18 protein-coding genes are annotated in these 20198 nt (G+C 35.7%); 13 read left to right on the top strand and 5 right to left on the bottom strand.

Features of this window, described 5'->3' with window-relative positions; translation table 11 throughout:
• The first annotated feature begins 137 nt into the window (after window positions 1–137).
• From N0B16_RS04950 to N0B16_RS04915, 8 genes are all read left to right on the top strand, one after another.
• Window positions 138–521, top strand: a complete 384-nt coding sequence (locus N0B16_RS04950; protein ID WP_262989620.1) for a hypothetical protein — start codon at window positions 138–140, stop codon at window positions 519–521.
• Window positions 518–925 carry a hypothetical protein gene (locus N0B16_RS04945; protein WP_262989619.1) on the top strand — a complete coding sequence of 136 codons (408 nt, stop codon included), beginning with the start codon at window positions 518–520 and terminating at the stop codon, window positions 923–925. Before N0B16_RS04950 ends, N0B16_RS04945 begins: the two co-directional genes overlap by 4 nt.
• A gap of 40 nt (window positions 926–965) precedes the next feature.
• Window positions 966–2144, top strand: coding sequence for an acetyl-CoA C-acyltransferase (locus tag N0B16_RS04940; protein WP_262989618.1), 1179 nt, complete (start codon window positions 966–968; stop codon window positions 2142–2144).
• A 203-nt stretch (window positions 2145–2347) separates the two neighbouring features.
• The gene (locus N0B16_RS04935) at window positions 2348–3826 is read left to right on the top strand and encodes an MFS transporter (protein ID WP_262989617.1); all 1479 of its coding nucleotides are present in this window, start codon (window positions 2348–2350) and stop codon (window positions 3824–3826) included.
• A gap of 194 nt (window positions 3827–4020) precedes the next feature.
• Window positions 4021–4947: a mevalonate kinase family protein gene (locus N0B16_RS04930; protein WP_262989616.1), complete on the top strand. Its 927-nt coding sequence runs from the start codon at window positions 4021–4023 to the stop codon at window positions 4945–4947.
• 10 nt (window positions 4948–4957) lie between these two features.
• Entirely contained in the window at window positions 4958–5887 is a 930-nt protein-coding gene (locus tag N0B16_RS04925; protein ID WP_262989615.1) for a UbiA family prenyltransferase, read from the top strand.
• Between the two features lie 64 nt (window positions 5888–5951).
• Entirely contained in the window at window positions 5952–7121 is a 1170-nt protein-coding gene (locus tag N0B16_RS04920) for a proline dehydrogenase family protein (RefSeq protein ID WP_262989614.1), read from the top strand.
• 174 nt (window positions 7122–7295) lie between these two features.
• Complete coding sequence (locus tag N0B16_RS04915; protein WP_262989613.1) at window positions 7296–8318, top strand: T9SS type A sorting domain-containing protein; 1023 nt, start codon at window positions 7296–7298, stop codon at window positions 8316–8318.
• A 54-nt stretch (window positions 8319–8372) separates the two neighbouring features.
• Here N0B16_RS04915 and N0B16_RS04910 read toward each other — a convergent pair whose 3' ends face one another.
• Window positions 8373–8906, bottom strand: a complete 534-nt coding sequence (locus N0B16_RS04910; protein ID WP_262989612.1) for a helix-turn-helix domain-containing protein — start codon at window positions 8904–8906, stop codon at window positions 8373–8375.
• Between the two features lie 636 nt (window positions 8907–9542).
• Between N0B16_RS04910 and N0B16_RS04905 the strand changes: the two genes are divergently transcribed.
• Complete coding sequence (locus N0B16_RS04905) at window positions 9543–10652, top strand: M14 family zinc carboxypeptidase (RefSeq protein ID WP_262989611.1); 1110 nt, start codon at window positions 9543–9545, stop codon at window positions 10650–10652.
• Window positions 10653–10698: 46 nt separating this feature from the next.
• On the opposite strand, the gene N0B16_RS04900 is transcribed toward N0B16_RS04905, so the two are convergent.
• Window positions 10699–11208 carry a DUF4920 domain-containing protein gene (locus N0B16_RS04900; RefSeq protein ID WP_262989610.1) on the bottom strand — a complete coding sequence of 170 codons (510 nt, stop codon included), beginning with the start codon at window positions 11206–11208 and terminating at the stop codon, window positions 10699–10701.
• A 140-nt stretch (window positions 11209–11348) separates the two neighbouring features.
• Between N0B16_RS04900 and N0B16_RS04895 the strand changes: the two genes are divergently transcribed.
• The 3 genes from N0B16_RS04895 (at window position 11349) to N0B16_RS04885 (ending at window position 15313) form a co-directional block, all read left to right on the top strand.
• Window positions 11349–12761, top strand: coding sequence for an APC family permease (locus N0B16_RS04895; RefSeq protein ID WP_262989609.1), 1413 nt, complete (start codon window positions 11349–11351; stop codon window positions 12759–12761).
• 207 nt (window positions 12762–12968) lie between these two features.
• On the top strand, window positions 12969–13409 hold the full coding sequence (locus N0B16_RS04890; protein ID WP_262989608.1) for a GPW/gp25 family protein: 441 nt from the start codon (window positions 12969–12971) through the stop codon (window positions 13407–13409).
• A gap of 20 nt (window positions 13410–13429) precedes the next feature.
• Window positions 13430–15313 carry a type VI secretion system baseplate subunit TssF gene (locus tag N0B16_RS04885; protein ID WP_262989607.1) on the top strand — a complete coding sequence of 628 codons (1884 nt, stop codon included), beginning with the start codon at window positions 13430–13432 and terminating at the stop codon, window positions 15311–15313.
• Between the two features lie 62 nt (window positions 15314–15375).
• Here the strand turns inward: N0B16_RS04885 and N0B16_RS04880 are convergent, their stop codons facing one another.
• The 3 genes from N0B16_RS04880 to N0B16_RS04870 all read right to left on the bottom strand — a co-directional run bounded on the left by N0B16_RS04880 (window position 15376) and on the right by N0B16_RS04870 (window position 17076).
• Window positions 15376–15675 carry a putative quinol monooxygenase gene (locus tag N0B16_RS04880; protein WP_262989606.1) on the bottom strand — a complete coding sequence of 100 codons (300 nt, stop codon included), beginning with the start codon at window positions 15673–15675 and terminating at the stop codon, window positions 15376–15378.
• Window positions 15676–15690: 15 nt separating this feature from the next.
• A complete protein-coding gene (locus N0B16_RS04875) occupies window positions 15691–16371 on the bottom strand; it encodes a type 1 glutamine amidotransferase domain-containing protein (RefSeq protein ID WP_262989605.1) in 681 nt (226 codons plus the stop codon).
• 135 nt (window positions 16372–16506) lie between these two features.
• Window positions 16507–17076, bottom strand: a complete 570-nt coding sequence (locus tag N0B16_RS04870) for a Crp/Fnr family transcriptional regulator (RefSeq protein WP_262989604.1) — start codon at window positions 17074–17076, stop codon at window positions 16507–16509.
• A 183-nt stretch (window positions 17077–17259) separates the two neighbouring features.
• On the opposite strand from N0B16_RS04870, the gene uvrA reads away from it, so the two are divergent.
• Window positions 17260–20091, top strand: coding sequence for an excinuclease ABC subunit UvrA (gene uvrA / locus N0B16_RS04865; protein WP_262989603.1), 2832 nt, complete (start codon window positions 17260–17262; stop codon window positions 20089–20091).
• Window positions 20092–20198 lie beyond the last annotated feature (107 nt).

The following is a 20198-nucleotide window of genomic DNA, read 5'->3' as shown; positions in this document are numbered from 1 at the left end:
AAATTGATTCTCAGTATTGATTTATCAAATTTTATATGCTATTAATCATAAACGTTATTGTTTATATCTAAATCATTGATTTTAAAACACACGCTTTATAAGTGTGTTTTTTTTTGTAATTTGGCATTTTAAGAAAGATGAAAAATATTCAGATCGTTGGATTCATTTTAGTAGTAATAGGAAGTTTTCTTCCGCTGGTTCATGTTCCTGTAATCGGGAATTGGAACTACTGGAAAATAGATTATTATCTTGCGGGTGCGTGCTGGTTTTTCTCGGTTTGTACCCTCTTTTCCATTCTGAATAACAGACAGAACCTTGTAAAGATTTTCGGAATTTTACTGCTGATATTATTTGCATTTACTTTATTTGCCGTTAAATATAAATCACTCAGCTATTTTAGTTTTTTACCGTTCAGATCATGGACAGAAGCAATAGCGGGAACCATAAAGCTAAAATGGGGATGGTTTGTAGAATTTGCGGGAGCTTTGATGCTGATAATTGCTAAAAAGAAGGCCATATGAAACTATATATATTTTTCTTAATTATTGTATTTGGCAATGTATTTCTGGCAAAATCTCAGGAAAACACATTTCTTTCGCCAGATCAGCCCCCAAAATGCAAAAATATACAAGAAGGCAAATTTCTAAAAGTGGGAGAATCTTCCAAAACGTGGTATATGACGATTAAAAACGGAGTTTTGAAAGAATATTACAATAACGGAAAAGATTACGTAAAAGCAAAGCTCGATTTTACCGATGACTGCCATTATAAAACCATAATCACCGGAAAAACAGAAGGTATAAATTTGATTAGGACAGGAGATGTTCTGATCAACGAAATTACAGAGACTGATCACAACCGTGTAAGAATCGTTACAAAGTTTTATAACAAGACAAGTGAAGTCGTTTTAGAAAAAATTGAATAAATAATTATAATTAAAATATAAAAACAATAAAAATCTATATATGAAAGAAGTATTCATAGTTTCTGCAGTAAGAACGCCAATGGGAAGTTTTATGGGAAGTTTATCTACAGTTCCTGCCACAAAATTAGGAGCGGTTGCCGTAAAAGGGGCATTAGATAAAATCAGCCTTGATCCTAAAAACGTTCAGGAAATCTATATGGGAAATGTTTTGCAGGCAGGTGAGGGACAGGCTCCGGCGCGTCAGGTTGCTTTGGGAGCTGGCCTTTCAAACGAAACACCGTCTACAACGATCAATAAAGTTTGTGCTTCAGGAATGAAAGCGGTAACAATGGCTGCACAAGCCATTAAAGCAGGTGATGCAGATGTAATTGTGGCGGGAGGTATGGAAAATATGTCCTCAGTTCCGCATTATTACAATGCAAGAAATGCAACAAAATTAGGTGATGTGAAAATGCAGGATGGAATGGTTTTAGACGGCCTTACGGACGTATACAACAAAGTTCATATGGGAGTATGTGCAGAAAAATGTGCATCAGATTACAGCTTTACAAGAGAAGATCAGGACCAGTTTGCGATAGAATCTTACAAGAGATCGGCAAAAGCATGGAGCGAAGGTAAATTTACTGAAGAAGTCGTTCCGGTTTCAATTCCGCAGAGAAAAGGAGACCCTATCATTTTCGCTGAAGATGAAGAATATAAAGCGGTAAATTTTGACAGGCTTCCTACACTTCCTACGGTTTTCAAAAAAGAAGAAGGAACAGTAACAGCAGCTAATGCCTCTACACTAAATGACGGTGCTTCCGCTTTAGTTTTGGTTTCAAAAGAAAAAATGGAAGAATTGGGACTGAAGCCTTTAGCCAAGATCATTTCTTATGCTGATGCAGCTCAGGAGCCGGAAAACTTTACAACAGCACCTTCAAAGGCTTTGCCAATCGCTCTTAAAAAAGCAGGTTTAGCACTTACCGATATCGATTTCTTCGAATTTAACGAAGCGTTTGCGGTAGTTGGTCTGGCAAATAATAAAATCTTAGGACTTGATGCAGCTAAAGTAAATGTAAATGGGGGAGCAGTAGCGCTTGGACATCCTCTAGGAAGTTCAGGATCAAGAATTATTGTTACTTTAATTAATGTTTTAAAACAAAATAACGGTAAATATGGTGCTGCAGCAATCTGTAATGGTGGCGGTGGCGCTTCTGCTATTGTAATTGAAAACATGTAAAATTAAAGATTTTCTATATTTAAAAACCAAAAACATCACCGTTTTTGGTTTTTTCATTTAATGAGAAATAAATTTTTGATTTAAGCAGTAAAGTAACAATTTGGAAATCTGAATTAAATCTTCATGAATAATTAAAAATAACAAACAAAAAACAACTGAACATTCAGCGGTTTTTCTATTTTTGTGCAACTAACTCATTGAAAATGTCTGAAACTGAAATTCAACCATCGCAGAATATCAAGAACAATCCGAAGATTATGAAAGCCTGGGCGGTTTATGACTGGGCAAACTCAGTATATTCTTTAGTGATCACGTCTGCAATATTCCCAATTTATTATACTATTCTTACGACTGCCTATAACAAAAAAGAATTTGTGGCATCTGCAGGTGAAGTACAGGAAATCCCGGTAAGGAATCTGATCAAAATATTTGGCGAAGCCTACGAGCCGGATGCAGTTTTGAGTTTCTCCTATGCGATTTCGTTCTTTCTGGTTGTGCTCTTATCGCCGTTTTTATCTTCCCTTGCAGATACTATTGGAAACAAAAAATCTTTTTTACAGTTTTTCTGTTATTTAGGCGCGACTTCCTGTATGGGATTGGCGATGTTTACCGGGATGGAAAATGTATTTTTAGGATTGCTTTTCAGTATTACCGCCAGTGTCGGATTTTGGGGGAGTCTGGTGTTTTATAATTCATTTTTACCCGATATTGCCACGCCCGAAAAGCAGGATTCGCTGTCTGCAAAAGGATATATTTATGGTTATATAGGATCTGTAGTATTACTGATTATCTGTTTAGTTTTAATTCAGATGGTTGCTAAAGGCCCAGAACAGACCAAAATTTATATCAGAATCAGTTTTTTACTTACCGGAGCATGGTGGTTTGGATTTTCACAATATACCTTCAAGCACTTACCACAATTTGGTGATGTGAAAGATAAACTTCCGAAAGATCTGGTTCTTTTAAACTATAAAAATATATTTAAAAAACATGCGGAACAGGGAGGCTTTTTTGAAGTTCTGAAAGATAATATCAGTTTCTATAAAGATATAGCAAAAGAAAGTTTCAGAGAGCTTTTCAGGGTGGGTAATAAGCTTTTCTCAGACAAGAATTTAAAATTTTTCCTTTCAAGTTTCTTTTTTTACAGTGTCGGGATGCAGACTATTTTTTTAATGGCTGTACCTTTTGGCAGTACCGTAATTTTTCCGAAGGAAGTCGATAAATATAAGCTGATAATTACCATTTTGGTAATTCAGATCATTGCGATTTTTGGCGCTTTCTTATTTTCAAAATTATCAAAAAAAATCGGGAATAAGAATGTAATCACCATTGCAGTTATCATCTGGATCATCTGTTGTCTATCTGCTTATTCATTAGATAAAGAAAATCCTAATCTTCAGCTTCAGTTTTATGGTTTGGCAGGTCTTATCGGTTTGGTGATGGGAGGTTTGCAGGCCATGTCAAGATCTACTTATTCAAAGCTGTTGCCGGAAAATTCTATGGAGAATACCACGTATTTCAGCTTCTATGATGTTCTTGAAAAAATTGCAATCATTTGTGGGATGCTTATATTCAGTGTTTTTATTCAGAAGTTTGGCAATATGCAGTATGCCTTCATCAGTATGTCTCTCTTCTTTGCCGTTGGAGCAATCCTGATCAGGTTTTTGAAAACTAAATTCTAAAATAATTTCATTAAATAATTAATAAAAAAGCCTGAATATTTCAGGCTTTTTTATTAATTCAAATACATTTTGAAGTTATTTTTCAAAATTTAGGATATAATTTTTTATTTTTGCTAAAATAAAACAGAAATAGGCGTGTATTTTGTATACAGTTACTTTAAATTATTTAACTTTGCATAAAGATTGACACACAAATGACAAATCCTCTTTTTTACGCTAAAATAATCCTCTTCGGTGAGTACGGAATGATAGAAGATTCTCAGGGTCTTGTCGTTCCTTACAGCTTCTATAAAGGCACACTGAAGTTTTCCGACTCAGATTCTGAATTCGAGAAAAAATCCAACAGCCATTTGCAGAAATATTCAGATTTTCTGCAAGAATTAATGCTTCCGGAAAATTTCAGATTAGACGTAAAAAGATTTAAATACGATATCTCAAACGGACTTTTTTTCGACTCAAATATACCTCAAGGCTACGGCGTGGGAAGCTCAGGAGCTTTAGTAGCGGCTATTTTTGAAAAATACTGTTTTACAAAACATGATCCTGAAAACATCTCAAAAGAAAACCTTAAAAATATAAAAGCCGTTTTTGGTGAGATGGAAAGCTATTTTCATGGAAAAAGTTCAGGCATGGATCCTCTGATCTGTTATATGAATCTTCCGATTCTGATCGAAAACAAAGAAAATTTAGATAAAGTTTCTATCCCCAACGGAGAAAAAGGAAAAGGAGCTATTTTTCTTATCGACTCCGGAATTACCGGAGAAACAGGACCCATGATTCAGATCTTTTTTGAGAAAATGAAAGCTGAAGGATTCCGTAAAACCATGAAAGAAGAATTCATTCGCTATAACAATGCGTGTATTGAGGCTTTCCTTAAAAAAGACATGACCCCGTTTTTCAGAAATTTAAAAAAGCTTTCTCACTGGGCTTATGAACATTTCCGCCCGATGATTCCCGAAAGCATATTTAATATCTGGAAAAAAGGACTTGATTCTAATGCGTATTATCTTAAACTTTGTGGAAGCGGAGGTGGCGGTTACATTTTAGGCTTTACAAAAGATTATGAAAAAGCAGAAAAAATGCTTGAAGGTTTTCATAAAGAAGTAATCTACAGATTTTAATATCGCTGGAATGAATTCTGAAAAAGAGACTTTCCAACAGAAAAATTTTGTTTCTAAATCTCTGTTTTACAGATTTTCACAATTCGTCGGTTTTTTATTAGGAGCAAGGTTTTTTGTCGCAGCACTTCTTACTTTTGCCCTTTATGTTTCTACTTTCTTTCTGTTTAATCAGGATGAAAATTTCAGGAATTTCGTTTTTGATTTTAAAGTTCACGGCATTATTTTCTGTACCGTATTATCCATACTTGCCGGTGGGATTATCAATCAGTTTTATGATTTTGAAAAAGATCATATTGTAAAACCATTCAGAACAAGAATCCAGAGTTTTATAAAGCAGAAATATTTTCTATATGCTTATCTGTTGCTTACTGTTATTTCTCTGGCAGTTGCCTGTCTGATTTCCTACAGGGTTTTTATCTTTTTTGTTATTTACCAGTTTTTTATGTGGTTTTACAGCCATAAGCTGAGCCGGATTTTAATACTGAACAACCTTACGTTCATAAGCCTTACTTTGTATCCGTTTTTCGGGATGATGGTATATTATGAAACTTTTTCAAAGGAAGTTTTATTAATGGCCATTTTTTTATTTTTAATTCTTTTGTGTATTGATATCGTAAAAGACACGCTTACAAAAAGTGTAGACAAAGCTTTTGGTTATGATACTATACCCAATTCATTTGATTATAAAACTTCTCAGTGGATTATTGTTTTTCTGATGCTTTTGACTATGGCTGTATCAATGAAACTGATTTCAAAAACGGGAATTTCGGGGTTTATGTCATTTTATTTTTCATCAGGTCTTTTTGTATTCATTTTATGTATTTATTATACTCTTGATTATACCAAAAAAAGTAAACTTATTGCCATCAATATTTTAAGAATATGGGTGTTTATTGGGATCATCTCCATGCTTCTGAATGGAATTGTAGGTAAATTGTAGCAAATATATTTTAAAAGCATTCAGGTAATTCTTACCTTTACACGATTAAATTTAATAAAAAAGGATGCCCATTTTCAACGATACTCAAGTTGCATTTGCCGATAAAACAGATGCACAGTTAAAAAAAGCATACTGGATGTTTAAGATGATTGAACAGCCTGCTTTAACCAATCTCGGAACTTCCGTACTTAATTTCAGTGTTCACCACAATTTTCCTTTTGTGAACGGAATTGTAAAAAATACTTTATTCGAACAGTTTGTAGGCGGGGAAACCCGTGAAGAAAGCATGAAGGCGGTACAACAGCTTTTCAGAAGAGGCGTTGGAAGTATTTTCGATTATTCTATTGAAGGTAAAGAAGACGAAGCTACATTTGATGCTGTTTGTCAGGAAATTAAAGATATTATTAAATTTTCTGTAGGAAATGCGGCTATACCTTTTATCGTTTTTAAACCCACCGCTTTTGGAAGAATTGATCTGTATGAAGCGGTAGGAAAAAATATTGAACTGACTTCAAGCCAAAAAGAAGAATGGGCAAGAGTCGTGAAAAGATTTGATGAAGTCTGTAAACTTTGTCACGAAAACAGCAAAAAAGTAATGATCGATGCCGAAGAAACCTGGATGCAGGATGCTGCAGATCAGCTTTGTGAGCAGATGATGGAAAAATACAATCAGGAAACTCCTATTGTCTGGAATACCATTCAGATGTACAGAACCGGCCGTCTTGAATATATGGAAGAGCATCTTCATAGAGCAAAAGAAAAGAATTACTTTATCGGATATAAAATTGTTCGTGGAGCTTATATGGAAAAAGAACGCGCAAGAGCAGCAGAAAAAGGATATCAAGATCCGATTCAGCCCAATAAAGATGCTTCAGACAAAAACTACAATGCAGGAATAGATTTTATCATGAATCATTTAGATAAAGTTTCAGGATTTTTCGGGACCCATAATGAAACTTCATCTGAGCTGGTAATGGATAAGATGAGAGCAAAATTTCTTGAAAATAACGATCCCCATATTTATTTCGGACAGCTCTATGGGATGAGTGATAATATTACCTTTTATCTGTCTGATAAAGGATATAACGCCACCAAATATCTTCCTTACGGGCCTGTAAAAGATGTTGTACCGTATCTCACGAGAAGAGCCAGAGAAAATACTTCGGTTGCCGGACAGACCGGGAGAGAGTTGGGATTAATTCAAAAAGAACTTGACCGTAGAAAAAGAAAATAATTTCTTAATATAAAACTCCGATTTTACGGAGTTTTTTTTATCTCTTTAAATTATCTAAATTATTTATTAGTTTCATGATACAATAATTTAGATAATAATTCTACAATATTTGAAATTTTATTTTGATAATTCAATAATATTTTTTTAAATTCGTTGAACACTTAAAAATTTAATATGAATAAAAAATTATTTTTTGCTATCATTTTATCGGCAAACTTTACCATGGCTCAAACCTACAGCAATGGAGGATTAAGCACCGGTGCAACAGCGAATGTAGGAACAGCTGCTCCTACAGGATATACCTGGTCTGAAGCTCAGAACAATACAGGAAACACTACAGAATCAAATACCACTGCAGGACTTGGCGGATTGTTTATCAGTGCGACTTCAAACTTGTTTTTAGCAGATGATTTTACAATACCTCCGGGAGCGTCATGGCAAATTTCATCAATTGACTTTTTTGCGTATCAGACTGGGTATGCAGGAGTAACCAATCCTTTTACAACAGCAAGAGTTAATATTTACAGCTCAGATCCTTCTGTTGCAGGTGCAGTAAGCGTTTTCGGAGATGATACGACGAATCGGTATGCTTCAGGCGCAGATTCTAATATGTACAGAATTTTTAACAGTGCGGTACCTTCTACAGTTAGCCCTCCGGGAACAACCAGAAAAATATGGAGAGTAAGAGCAAACACTGTTGTTTCTTTAAATCCGGGAACCTATTGGATAAAATACCAACTGCAGAATGCAACACCGGCAAATGGTGGATTTTTACCTCCGGTAACCATTCCGGGAACGAGAGGGCTTGCTACTTTTAATGCAAAACAATACAATGCGGTTGTTCCAACTACATGGACCTCATTAATTGACGATGGAAATCCAACAACAGCTCCTGATTACACTGTTGATATGCCTTTTATTATTACATTCACTTCAACAAGCTTAGGAACTGATGAGGTAATGCAATATGATAACAGAATCCAGGTTTATCCTAATCCTGTAAAAGAAACATTTAAAATCAGCAATCCTGAGAAAATTAAAATCAGCACGGTAGATATTATGGATGCTTCGGGGAAACTGGTAAGAACAATGAAAGGTGCAGACGAATATCAGGTTTCAGATCTTCCGAAAGGAAATTATATTTTAGTCATAAAAAGTGATGGGTTAACTAAAATCACAAAACTTTTAAAACAGTAATTTTTTTCTTCTTCAAAATTTATTTTTGCCTGATCAATTTTTTGATCAGGTTTTTTATGGCTCAAAACTTTCAAATGTACCGTTCTCGTAGAAAAAAACAATTCTTTTTATTTTATGATTTTGATTTTCAGAAGATGGGTTTAAAGCAAAATTATTTAAATGCTCTAATGGCTGAGAATCGGATATTTTCTGATTTTCAATATTGGGTTTGGTTATATTAGATTCTGGAGAATTATTTTTTCTAGTTTCTTCTTTTGCTTCTTCCATTCCAAAATCTTCATCCGTATTCATCATCGTGAAAAGATCAGGAATTGAGGTCGGTTTTGTTTTTTCTTCAATATTTTCAATCTCTTCGCTTTCATGCGGAAGTTCAGACTTTAACATTTCTCCTTCACCGTTTACCAACCAATCCCATAAAATTTCCGGGAACCGAGATTTTATTTTTATAATAAATTCTAAAGACGGTTTATTTCTTCCAGAAGTTATATGTGAAACAGAAGAGCGTTGCACATCAATTTCATCTGCAAATTCTGAAGCAGTAAAACCGGAGTACCCGATCACTTTTGCGATTCTTTCATTGAGACTCATAATAAAAAATTCTATTTACAAATGTAAAAATAAAATTTAAATTGTCGATATACAAATGTCAAGTAATTTTCACAATCAATATACAAAAGTAAATTAAAATAATGCTTTGATAGACAGATGTTTATATTCCAATAAATGCAGATATTATTATCATTGTTGTAATGCAGTTTTGGTCTTTACATACTACCAATATGACATAAAATAATACTATAGGGTAGAGTAGAATTCAAGTATCTGTATAATAGTGGGTTATGTTTATAATATAAACTACTTTGAGAATTAGCCCTCAATTTAATTAAATAATTAACCTAACATTTATTTTTTTAAGTAATTTACATTTGTTTACTATTCAAAAAAGAATTAGGTTTTGCACAATATACGCGTTTAATATAATAACACTCATTTACAGTTTTTTACACAATTAGACACTTAAAGTATAGTTATTAAATAAGTTTAATTAAGATTTATAATCAACTGAAAAACAGTTAAATAATAGTTTTAGATTATTAATTTATCAATCCACAATTTTATCAACAGACATTATGACAAAGCGCTGTGTTTAACGATTTTACAACTGTTAATTAACAATTTGTTCTATAAAATTGATTATTTTTGACTCTTGTAAATTATACATACATGAATTTTGAAAAGAATTATCAACAAAACCCAAATTTCCCAAACCGTTATATTTCTCCGGAAAAATTATTTTTTTACCTACAGAGAAATCTGAGCAGTTACATTCAGGAAATTGGAAAGTCGTATTTAGAGAAACCTATTTATAAATTAAGAATAGGAACAGGAAATATTAAAATTCTGGCTTGGTCACAAATGCACGGAAACGAATCCAATGCCACGCATGCAATGCTCGATTTTATGACAACGATTAATCGTTTGCCGGAAATTAAAAATGAGTTATTTAGCAGGATTAGCTTAGATTTTATTTTTATGTTAAATCCTGACGGGTCAGAAAAATGGACAAGGCTCAATGCTTCTCAGATAGATTTAAACAGGGATTTTCATAATGAAGCCAGTAAAGAGATAAAACTTCTTAAAAATCTTGCGGCCGCTATAAAATACGATTATGCACTTAATTTACATGAGCAGCGTACCATTTTTACAACCGACGGTATACATCCGGCTACACTTTCCTTTTTGGCACCTTCAGAGAGTGAAGAACGCACTATTACAGAAAACAGGAAAAAATGTATGGCTGTCATTGCTGATGTTTACAATCATTTAAAAGAATTAATCCCCAATCAGATCGGAAGATATACCGATGAGTTTTATCCCACTTCTACCGGAGATAATTTTATTAAAGCAGGGATGCCGACTATTTTATTTGAAGGCGGACATTTTATTAACGATTATAAAAGAACGGAAACCAGAAAATATTATACAATTGCTTTATATTATGCTCTTGAGGCTATGAGTAAGTTGAATTCTGATATTGACGGATGGGAAACATATTTTGAAATTCCGGAAAATCAGGAAACGCATTACGATATCATTTACAGGAATGTAAAACTAAATACGGATCACGAATGCATTTTGGATATTGCTGTACAATACCGAGAAGTAATTGAAGAAGGAAAAGATGAAATTTCATTCATTCCTTTTGTAATGGAAGCAGGAGATGTCAAAAAGAAAAAGGGCTGGTTAGAGATTGACTGTACAGGAAAAAAATACATCAGCGACTCTAAATATCCTAAGCTGGATGCAGAAGTTAATTTTAAGATAGAAGAATAAAAAAAGCGAAACCATTGGTTTCGCTTTTTTTTGATATTGTAATTATTTATTTAACCACTTTGATTCCGTTGGCTACGAATCTGATTTCTTCTTTAGGCTGAGTGATGGCATCGATTTCCGACTGTGGCTTTTTAGCATCTTCAGCATAATGTTTCTGCTCATCTACAGAAATCACTTTTCTTTCGGCAGTACCTTCCAAAACTACGTTTTTACCTTTCAATGCGGTAGGAACGAAGAATCCGTAATCTTTCATTTTTACGAAAAACTGGGAATTGTCTTCAGTCTGAATGGTTAACCAACATCCTTTTTTATCACAAACGTCAGTCACTTTTCCTTTGATCGCTACGTTTTCAACTTTTTTATTGTCTTTTTTCAGTTTTTTTCCGAGCTTTTCTACACTGATTGCTTTAGATTCTGCTGATGCCGGAACCGGCGAACCATAGGTATCACCAACAATAGCTTTTCCTGCTGGTGGACCCGTCATTTTCGTTTCCTGTGAAAATGCCAAAGTCGAAAGACTTACTGATAATAAAAGTAAAATGGTCTTTAATTTCATTTTTTAATATTTTTTTCAAAATTAATGATAATATTTGAATTGAGATTTAATAATACATAATAAAATAGTAGACTTACTGCCTAAAACAAAATTCAGCAATCAACAGGTTATTTATTTATATTTGAGAGAATAATTTTGATATGCACAAAAAACTAAAACTCTGGGACGCCACCATGTTGGTCATGGGATCAATGATCGGAAGCGGAATTTTTATTGTAAGCGCCGATATGATGCGGAATCTCGGTTCAGGATATTGGATGATCGTCGTATGGATCATCACCGGAATCATGACGGTTGCAGCAGCCATAAGTTATGGTGAGCTTTCTGCATTATTCCCTAAAGCAGGCGGACAATACACCTATCTTACCGAAATCTTCGGTAAAAGAATGGGTTTTTTATACGGATGGGGATTATTTACGGTCATCCAAACCGGAACGATCGCCGCGGTAGCCATGGCATTTGGCAAATTTACAGCGTATCTTTTTCCGGCTTTAAATAATGCGGACCCGCTTTTTCAGAGCGGAGAATTCCAGATCACCTGGATTCAGATTTTAGCCATTGCAGTTATCCTTTTGCTTACCTATATCAATACAAGAGGCGTTGAAAGCGGCAAACTGCTGCAGAATGTTTTTACAGGATCAAAAATTCTGGCATTATTGGGTCTTATTGCTGCAGGTTTTATCTTGGTAGATGTTTCTCATCTGGCAGAAAATTTTAATCTTAATTATGAATCATTTAATAATATTGATAAAGATGCAAACGGTAATTTTCTGAAAACAGGTTGGGAATCCATCGGTGGCATGACTTTAATGGGTGGTATCGCGGCCGCAATGGTAGGTTCTGTTTTTAGCTCTGTAGCATGGGAGAGTGTTACTTTTATGTCCGGTGAAATAGAAAACCCGAAGAAAAATGTAGTGAAGGCAATGATTTTGGGAACTTCGGCAGTCATGATTTTATATATTGCCGTCAACTTTGTCTACTTAAATGCGTTAGACCGCGAGTCTATTGCATTTGCAGCCAATGATAGAGTTGCCGTCGCGGCTTCTCAGAATATCTTCGGAAGTGCGGGTACAGTTATTATTGCAGTTTTGGTTATGGTTTCAACCTTCGGATGTGATAATGGTTTGATTCTGGCCGGAGCGAGAGTGTTCCAGACCATGGCAAAAGACGGACTGTTCTTTACATCTGCTGTTAAAAACAACAAAAATGACGTTCCTTCCAATGCGTTATGGATGCAGGGAATCTGGGCTTCCGTATTATGTCTCAGCGGACAGTATGGGAATCTTTTAGATATGATTTCCTTTGTTATTGTTCTATTTTATATGATTACCGTTTTCGGAGTGATTTATTTAAGAATAAAACAGCCCGACCTCGAAAGGCCTTACAAAACATGGCTCTATCCTGTAACACCAATTATTTATTTACTGATTGGAACTGTTTTCTGTGTTCTGCTTTTAATTTACAAGCAGCAATACACTTGGCCGGGATTTTTGATCGTATTGCTCGGACTTCCCGTTTACTATTTCATCAATCGTAAAAATACAGATTCATAATTTTTTTTTAAGAAGCTTATTCCCGCTTTCCGCTGTATCTTTTTCGCCATCCTTTTTTAGGCCACAGCAGAAAAAGGATGCCGCTGCAATCGGGGCTAAGAAATACCCGTTTTATTTTTAAATTTCTATGCCGAATTATTCCCGAAAATGAGTAATTTGGTATTTCATTTGAAATGACACCACCAAAATATAAATAGAAAAGATTCTATGGATACACCCAATTACAGAATGCCTTTCGTGCCGTCTATCCTGATGTCTGAAGGCGGAAGTATTGATACCTGCGACACGGGAGAAAGTATTGCCCATAATATTATGCTCCTGATAACAACTAAAAAAGGGGAAAACAGATACGACGAGAATTACGGAAACGATGTCTGGAACCTGGAATTTGACAACGGCGTTACCTCTGCGGTCTGGGAAAATGTTTTCATTAAAAGCCTCAAAAGACAGATTCAGGAATTTGAACCCCGCATTATTCAGCCTCAAATAGATGCCCATATAGAATTTGTAGAGCATTCTTATGACACCAAAGAGCATACGGAAGTTAAAAAAAAAGTGAAAATAGCCATCAATGCCAAACTGGAAGAAACCGGGGAGCGTTTTAGTTTTTCCACGGAGTTATTTTTAAGTCCGATGTCTATTGATTAATAATTATTGCCATCACATATATGAATATAGATCAGAATATTTACTCCAAAGAATCAGTAAAAGCAAGAATGCTGCAGAATGCGACCAAAGTATGGGGTCTCAAAAGCCCGCAGTCACTCGATCCGTTTGTGAAGCTTTTGATTGATGCTTTCAGCACAGAAATTTTTAAAGCCAATAACGAAATTCAGACTGTCAATGCCAGAATTTTAGAAAAACTGGCCAAACTTCTTACTCCGTCGATTTACACTCATCCTGTTCCTGCACACGCCGTTGCTTTTATATCACCATATGAATCATCGGAAATACTTTTGGAACATACCGAATTTTTCTTCCGGAAACAGATGAATTCAACCATAAAATCTGAATCTGACAAGCAGCTGAATATTCCTTTTACGCCTGTTGGAAGTATAAGAACAAATAAAATACAGACTTCGGTAATGTTTGTGGGAAACACCTGTTACAGTATTGATGACCGGCTGAATAAAATCCCGGTTGCCAGATTTCAGGGGAGGCCGGAAGATTACAGAAAGGTGACGATCGGAATTGATGTTTCGCAGTACAATAAAGAAAACTTCCCTAAATATCTGAGCTTATTCTGTTCTAATCCTGCGTTTGAACATTTGGATTTTGTTTATAAGCTGCTGCCATTTATTACCGTTACCTCCAATAAAATTCCTTTATTGGTAAGAGGTGGATTAACGTATCTTAAAAAAGAACAGGCAGAAGGGTATGAGCAGATTTTTCATGAGCAGTCTATTCAGACAAAAATTATAGACGATATCAAGAGCATTTATAATCAAAAGTTTATTGAGATTACCGGTCTTTCAAAAGATTTGTTTTCGGAAACCGGAAAATTACCCTTAGAGTTAGACTTTTTAAATGGTAGAGAAGAAATAGAAAAATACCTCAGCGAGAAAAAATACCTGTGGCTTACATTTGAGTTTCCGCCCCAGTTTTCTGCCGAAATTTTAGACAACTTCACTTTTGTGCTTAACGCATTTCCCATTTATAACAGAGGCTGGAAAAAAACCGAATACAGTCTGGATATCATGGGAAATAATATCCCTTTAACAACAGAGGAAGGAGAACATTTCCTGTATGTAGATGAAGTGCAGGATGGCGACGGAAGAAAATATACAGAAATCCCTTTCACCCCTTCAGATCAGCTTAAAAAGGGTTTATATACCGTAAGAAAGGGCGGAATGGAACGATTTAACAACCGAAATGCAGTAGATATGATTTCTAATGTTCTGGAATTGACCCGGGACGAGATCGCCGCTTTCTCTTTATTAAACCGCGATAATGTAAAAGGAATGCTCAGCGAAATGTCTGACAAAATGAAATCGATGGTGCAGAAAGTGAATAATGCGAAAAGAAATATCAAACAGGAACTCAATTATGTCATTATGGAGCCTGTAGAAAAAACAGATCATACCTATGCTTCTTTCTGGATCACTCATTGCACGTTTGCCAATCATATGCGCCCCGGAACCGAACTGGCTAATCAGTTAAGATCCCAGACGATGGTTTTGCTTACGGAAACCATCGGTGGTGCTGAAGAACAGAAAGGGACCGACAGCATTCAGGCGTATAAATATGCTTTAACGACCAGAGACAAGATTATTTCCCTTGAAGATGTCAAAAGCTATTGCCGAATGATTCTCAAAGATGAGTTGAAAGAAGTTCGCGTAAAAAGAGGAACCATGATCAGCAATAAGCCGAAGGAAGGGTTTATCAGAACCGTTGAAGTGGAAATCATTCCGCAGAACTACAGCTTTTACGGAAGGGCGTACTGGGAAAATATGTCGAATGTACTCCGGAACCAGATTATTTCAAAAGCCATTGACGGGATAGAATATATGGTGAAGATCAGTAATGAAGATATAGATTTTTTTGAAAATTGATCTTAAAGGATAAATAAGAATTCCGGAAAACTTTGAATAATCAAAGTTTTCTGGAATTTTGATTAAATAATCTCATCCATAAGAATGACTTCTCTGCTTTTCAGTAAAGGTATAATTTGATCCACCACTGTACTTTTGTAATGCTCTGAATTGCGGTGAAATTCTATCGCCGATTGATTTTCATATCCTTCAAATAAGATCAATGTATTTTTATCGGTTTGGCTCTGATGAACTTTATAGAATGAATTTCCTTGTTCTTCAGAACTTTTTTGAGCAGTTTCTTTTAAAATTGTTAATACTGCATCCAATTTCCCTTCCTGTACTTCCCATTTGGCGCACACGTAAATTGCTTTTTCACTCATTTTTATAGGTTTAAATTAAGAATTTTTAGATTCTAAAAGGGCAACCATTTTTTCACCAACCCCTTTTGCGGAAGCCGGGTTTTGTCCGGTTACCAGATTTCCGTCAGCAATGCTGTTTGCAGACCAGGCTTCCGCAGCATGAAAAACAGCACCCTGTTCTGTCAAAGCACTTTGCAGATCAAAAGGAACGTCGGCTCTTGCATAGTTGTCTTCTTCTTCAGAGGTGAAAGAAGCAATATTCTTACCATTCACAAGATATGTTCCGTCACTTAATTGTACATTTAACAGTGATACAGGACCGTGACAGACCGCTCCTACAATACCATTTCTTTCGTAAACTTCAGCAATTACTCTTTTTAATTCAGCATTTTCAGGCATGTCTACCATAGGAGCCAAACCACCGGGAATGAATACGGCGTCATAATGCTGCACATCAAGTTCAGACAGTTTTGGAGCTTTGTGCATATCTTCCCAGCCTTTTCCTGTGAGGAATTTTAAATTATCAGGATCAGCTGCTAAGTTCAAAGCGTCTAAAAATGGTGATTCACCCGTTAAACTTGCAAAGTCAATGTGATAACCTGCGTTTTCAAACTCTGCGTAAGGATGTGCTACTTCCGGTAAGAAAGTTCCTGTTCGTCTGTTGTTTGGCCCGATTGAATTGGCATTGGATACAATGATTAATACTTTTGCTTTCATATGTAAATTTTTGATTAAATTTCTTTAGCAAATGTATGGTAGCTTCAAGGCAAAAGAGAAGGAGCCGGGTCACAGAAAAAGGGTGACCGAAATCACATTCTTTATTCTAACATGTCATTGAAATATTTAAATTAACTATTTGGTATTTGAATAAAGCCGGCTCAATGTTTCCCTGCTTACTCCGAGATATTCTGCAATATATTTTTTGGGAATCTGAAGCATGAGATCAGGATATAATTTTGAAAATTCTTCGTATCGCTGTTGTGGGGTGCTTGATAATAAAAGTCGTATTCTCTGTTGCAAAGCAACATATCCGTTTGTCAGTTTTACCCGGAAAAAGTGCTCCATTTTATGAAATTCTGAAGAAAGTTTTTCTCTTCCTTCCAGAGTAAGACAGAGAACCTCACCATCTGCGAGGCATTCAACAAACATGGTAGCGTACGTTTGTGTAAAGAAACCTGTATAATCTGTCATCCACCAGTTTTTTTTCGCAAACTGTACAATATGCTCTTTTCCATTTTCATCCAGATAAAAAACTTTGTAAATGCCTTTTAAAACCAAATATTCAAATTTTACTTCATCCCCTTCATGAAGCAGGAACTGATTTTTACGGACATTCTTTAAAGTAAAAAATGTTTTAATAACTTCAAATTCCTCATCTGTTATAGGACTTATTTCTTCAATATGTTGCCGTAATCTGTTCATAAATATTGATTATTACGCTGTAAATGTAATTAAAATTGATGAGGTTAAGTAAGCCTGATCGAATAGATTTGGATTAAAAATATATAGTCTATTGTTAAAATATGACATGATTTTACCTCATTAAATTCCATAAAATTCCGTAATTTTGCACAGCGTGATTTTCATGTAAGATCACCCCAAATTATGAGTAAATCAACAGAATATATAGAAGTTTACGGAGCGAGGGAACATAATCTTAAAAACATTAATGTCAAAATACCACGCAATGAACTGGTGGTCATTACCGGGCTTTCCGGAAGCGGAAAATCATCACTGGCTTTTGATACAATTTTCGCTGAAGGACAAAGACGTTATATTGAGACTTTTTCTGCCTATGCAAGACAGTTTTTAGGCGGTCTGGAGCGTCCCGATGTCGATAAAATAGAAGGCCTTTCTCCCGTTATTGCGATTGAGCAGAAAACCACCAATAAAAACCCGCGTTCTACCGTAGGAACTGTTACAGAGTTGTACGATTACCTTCGTTTGCTGTATGCAAGAGTTTCAGACGCGTATTCTCAGACTACAGGAAAAAAACTGGTAAGTTATACGGAAGATCAGATTCTGGATACCATCAAAGAAAACTATAAAGGCGAAAAACTCATGTTGATGGCTCCGGTTGTACGTTCGAGAAAAGGTCATTATCATGAGCTTTTTATTCAGATGGCAAAAAAAGGATACGGACAGGCGAGAATCGATGGCGAGCTGCAGGATATTGAATATGACTTAAAGCTTGACCGCTACAAAACCCACGACATCGACATTGTAATCGATCGCTGGATCATCGGGGAAAGCGCATCTGAAGCCAGGATGGAAAAATCGCTGAGAACCGCGATGGAGTTGGGAGAAGGGCTGATCGGAATTCAGAAACTGGGCAGTACAGAAATCGAATATTTTTCTAAAAACCTGATGGATGCAGAAACAGGACATTCATTGGCATTGCCGGAACCCAATACTTTTTCCTTTAACTCCCCTAAAGGCAGCTGTCCGGATTGTAAAGGGTTGGGAATGATTAAAAAAATCAATACCGATCATTTTGTTGAAAACCCGAAATTATCTATTAATCAGGGAGGTTTATTGCCTCTGGAAGATATTAAATCCAACAAATGGATCTTATCCCAGATCAAAAATATTCTTGAAATTTTTGGATTAGACTTTTCGACGCCTTTTAAAGATATTCCTTCGGAAGCCTTAGATTATATCTATAACGGCTGCAACAAAGAATTTAATAAAGACCTGAAATACGCAGGAATTACCAAGAAAATAAAAATCAGCTTTGATGGTTTGGTCCCTTTTATGGAAGAAATGATCGAAGAAAGAGAATCTTATGAAGCGATTTTGCTGGAAAGGCATTTTACTACCGAAGAAACCTGCCCGCAATGTAAAGGCGCGCGTCTTCAGCCATCCAGTTTAAGTTTTAAAATTGATGGTAAAAATATCGCAGAAGTCAACGGATTAAGTTTATCTGATCTGAAAGAATGGCTGCATGATATTAAAGACAAATTTTCTGAAAAAAATTCGATTATTGCGTACGAAATTTTAAAGGAAATTGAAACAAGGCTTCAGTTTTTGCTGGATGTAGGTTTAGATTATTTAAGCTTAAGCCGAAGTTCAAAAACACTTTCCGGAGGAGAATCCCAGAGAATTCGTCTGGCAACTCAGATTGGCTCCCAATTGGTGAATGTTCTGTATATCTTAGATGAACCCAGTATCGGGCTTCATCAAAGAGACAACGAGAGATTAATCAAATCATTAAAAAACCTTCGGGATATCGGTAACTCTGTGATCGTGGTAGAACATGATAAAGATATGATTCTTGAAGCTGATGAAGTCCTGGATATTGGTCCGAGAGCCGGAAAATTCGGAGGAGAAATTCTTTGGCAGGGAAAACCGCAGGATCTTTTAAAAGCCGATACCATTACGGCAGATTATATCACCGGAAAAAGAAAGATCGAAATTCCGAAAGAAAGAAGAGCAGGTAACGGTAAAAATATATTATTGAAAGGCGCAACAGGAAATAACCTAAAAAATGTAACGCTTGATATTCCGTTAGGAAAATTGGTAGTCGTTTCAGGAATTTCAGGAAGCGGAAAATCGTCTCTAATCAACGGAACGCTTTACCCGATTCTTAACAGGCACTTTTACAGAGCTGTACAAGAGCCGCTTCCGTACAAAAAAATAGAAGGTCTAGATAATATAGATAAAATCGTAGATGTAGATCAGACTCCGATTGGGAGAACGCCCCGTTCAAATCCTGCCACATACACCGGAATGTTTACCGATATCAGGAATTTATTTTCGGAATTGCCGGAAAGTAAAATCCGTGGCTACAAACCGGGAAGATTCTCTTTCAATGTAAAAGGCGGAAGATGCGAAACTTGTCAGGGAGGCGGTTTAAAAGTGATTGAGATGAACTTTTTACCGGACGTTTATGTACACTGTGAAACCTGCAACGGAAAAAGATTTAACAGAGAAACACTGGAAGTTCGTTATAAAGGAAAATCGATTTCCGATGTATTGGATATGACGATTGATGAAGCGGTAGATTTCTTCCAGCCGATTCCTAAGATTTTTGCCAGGGTAAAAACATTGCAGGATGTCGGTTTAGGATATATCACGATGGGACAACAGTCGACTACACTTTCAGGAGGTGAAGCACAGCGTATCAAACTTGCAACAGAATTGGCAAAGAGACAAACGGGAAATACATTGTATATTCTTGATGAACCCACAACCGGGCTTCACTTTGAAGATGTGAAAATCCTGATGGATGCCATTAATAAACTCGTAGAACTGGGCAATTCATTTATCATCATTGAACATAATATGGATGTGATCAAATTGGCTGATCATATTATTGACGTGGGACCGGAAGGAGGAAAGCATGGCGGACAAATCGTTGCACAGGGAACTCCCGAAGAAATCGTGAAATCGAAGAAAAGTTTGACAGGGAAATTTTTGAAGAAAGAACTTATGTAAAAATGTTCTGATAAATTCTAATCGCTATTATAAGGCTAAACTGCAGAGTTTTAGCCTTTTTTTATGACCTTAAATCAATTCCAATGTTAAATTTTCAATTATTTTTT

Origin of the sequence: Chryseobacterium gilvum (genome assembly GCF_025628965.1) — a bacterium.
Taxonomy (GTDB): Bacteria; Bacteroidota; Bacteroidia; order Flavobacteriales; family Weeksellaceae; genus Chryseobacterium; species Chryseobacterium gilvum.
The sequence above is the reverse complement of the archived record's forward strand: the minus strand, read 5'-3'. Positions and strand labels throughout refer to the sequence as shown.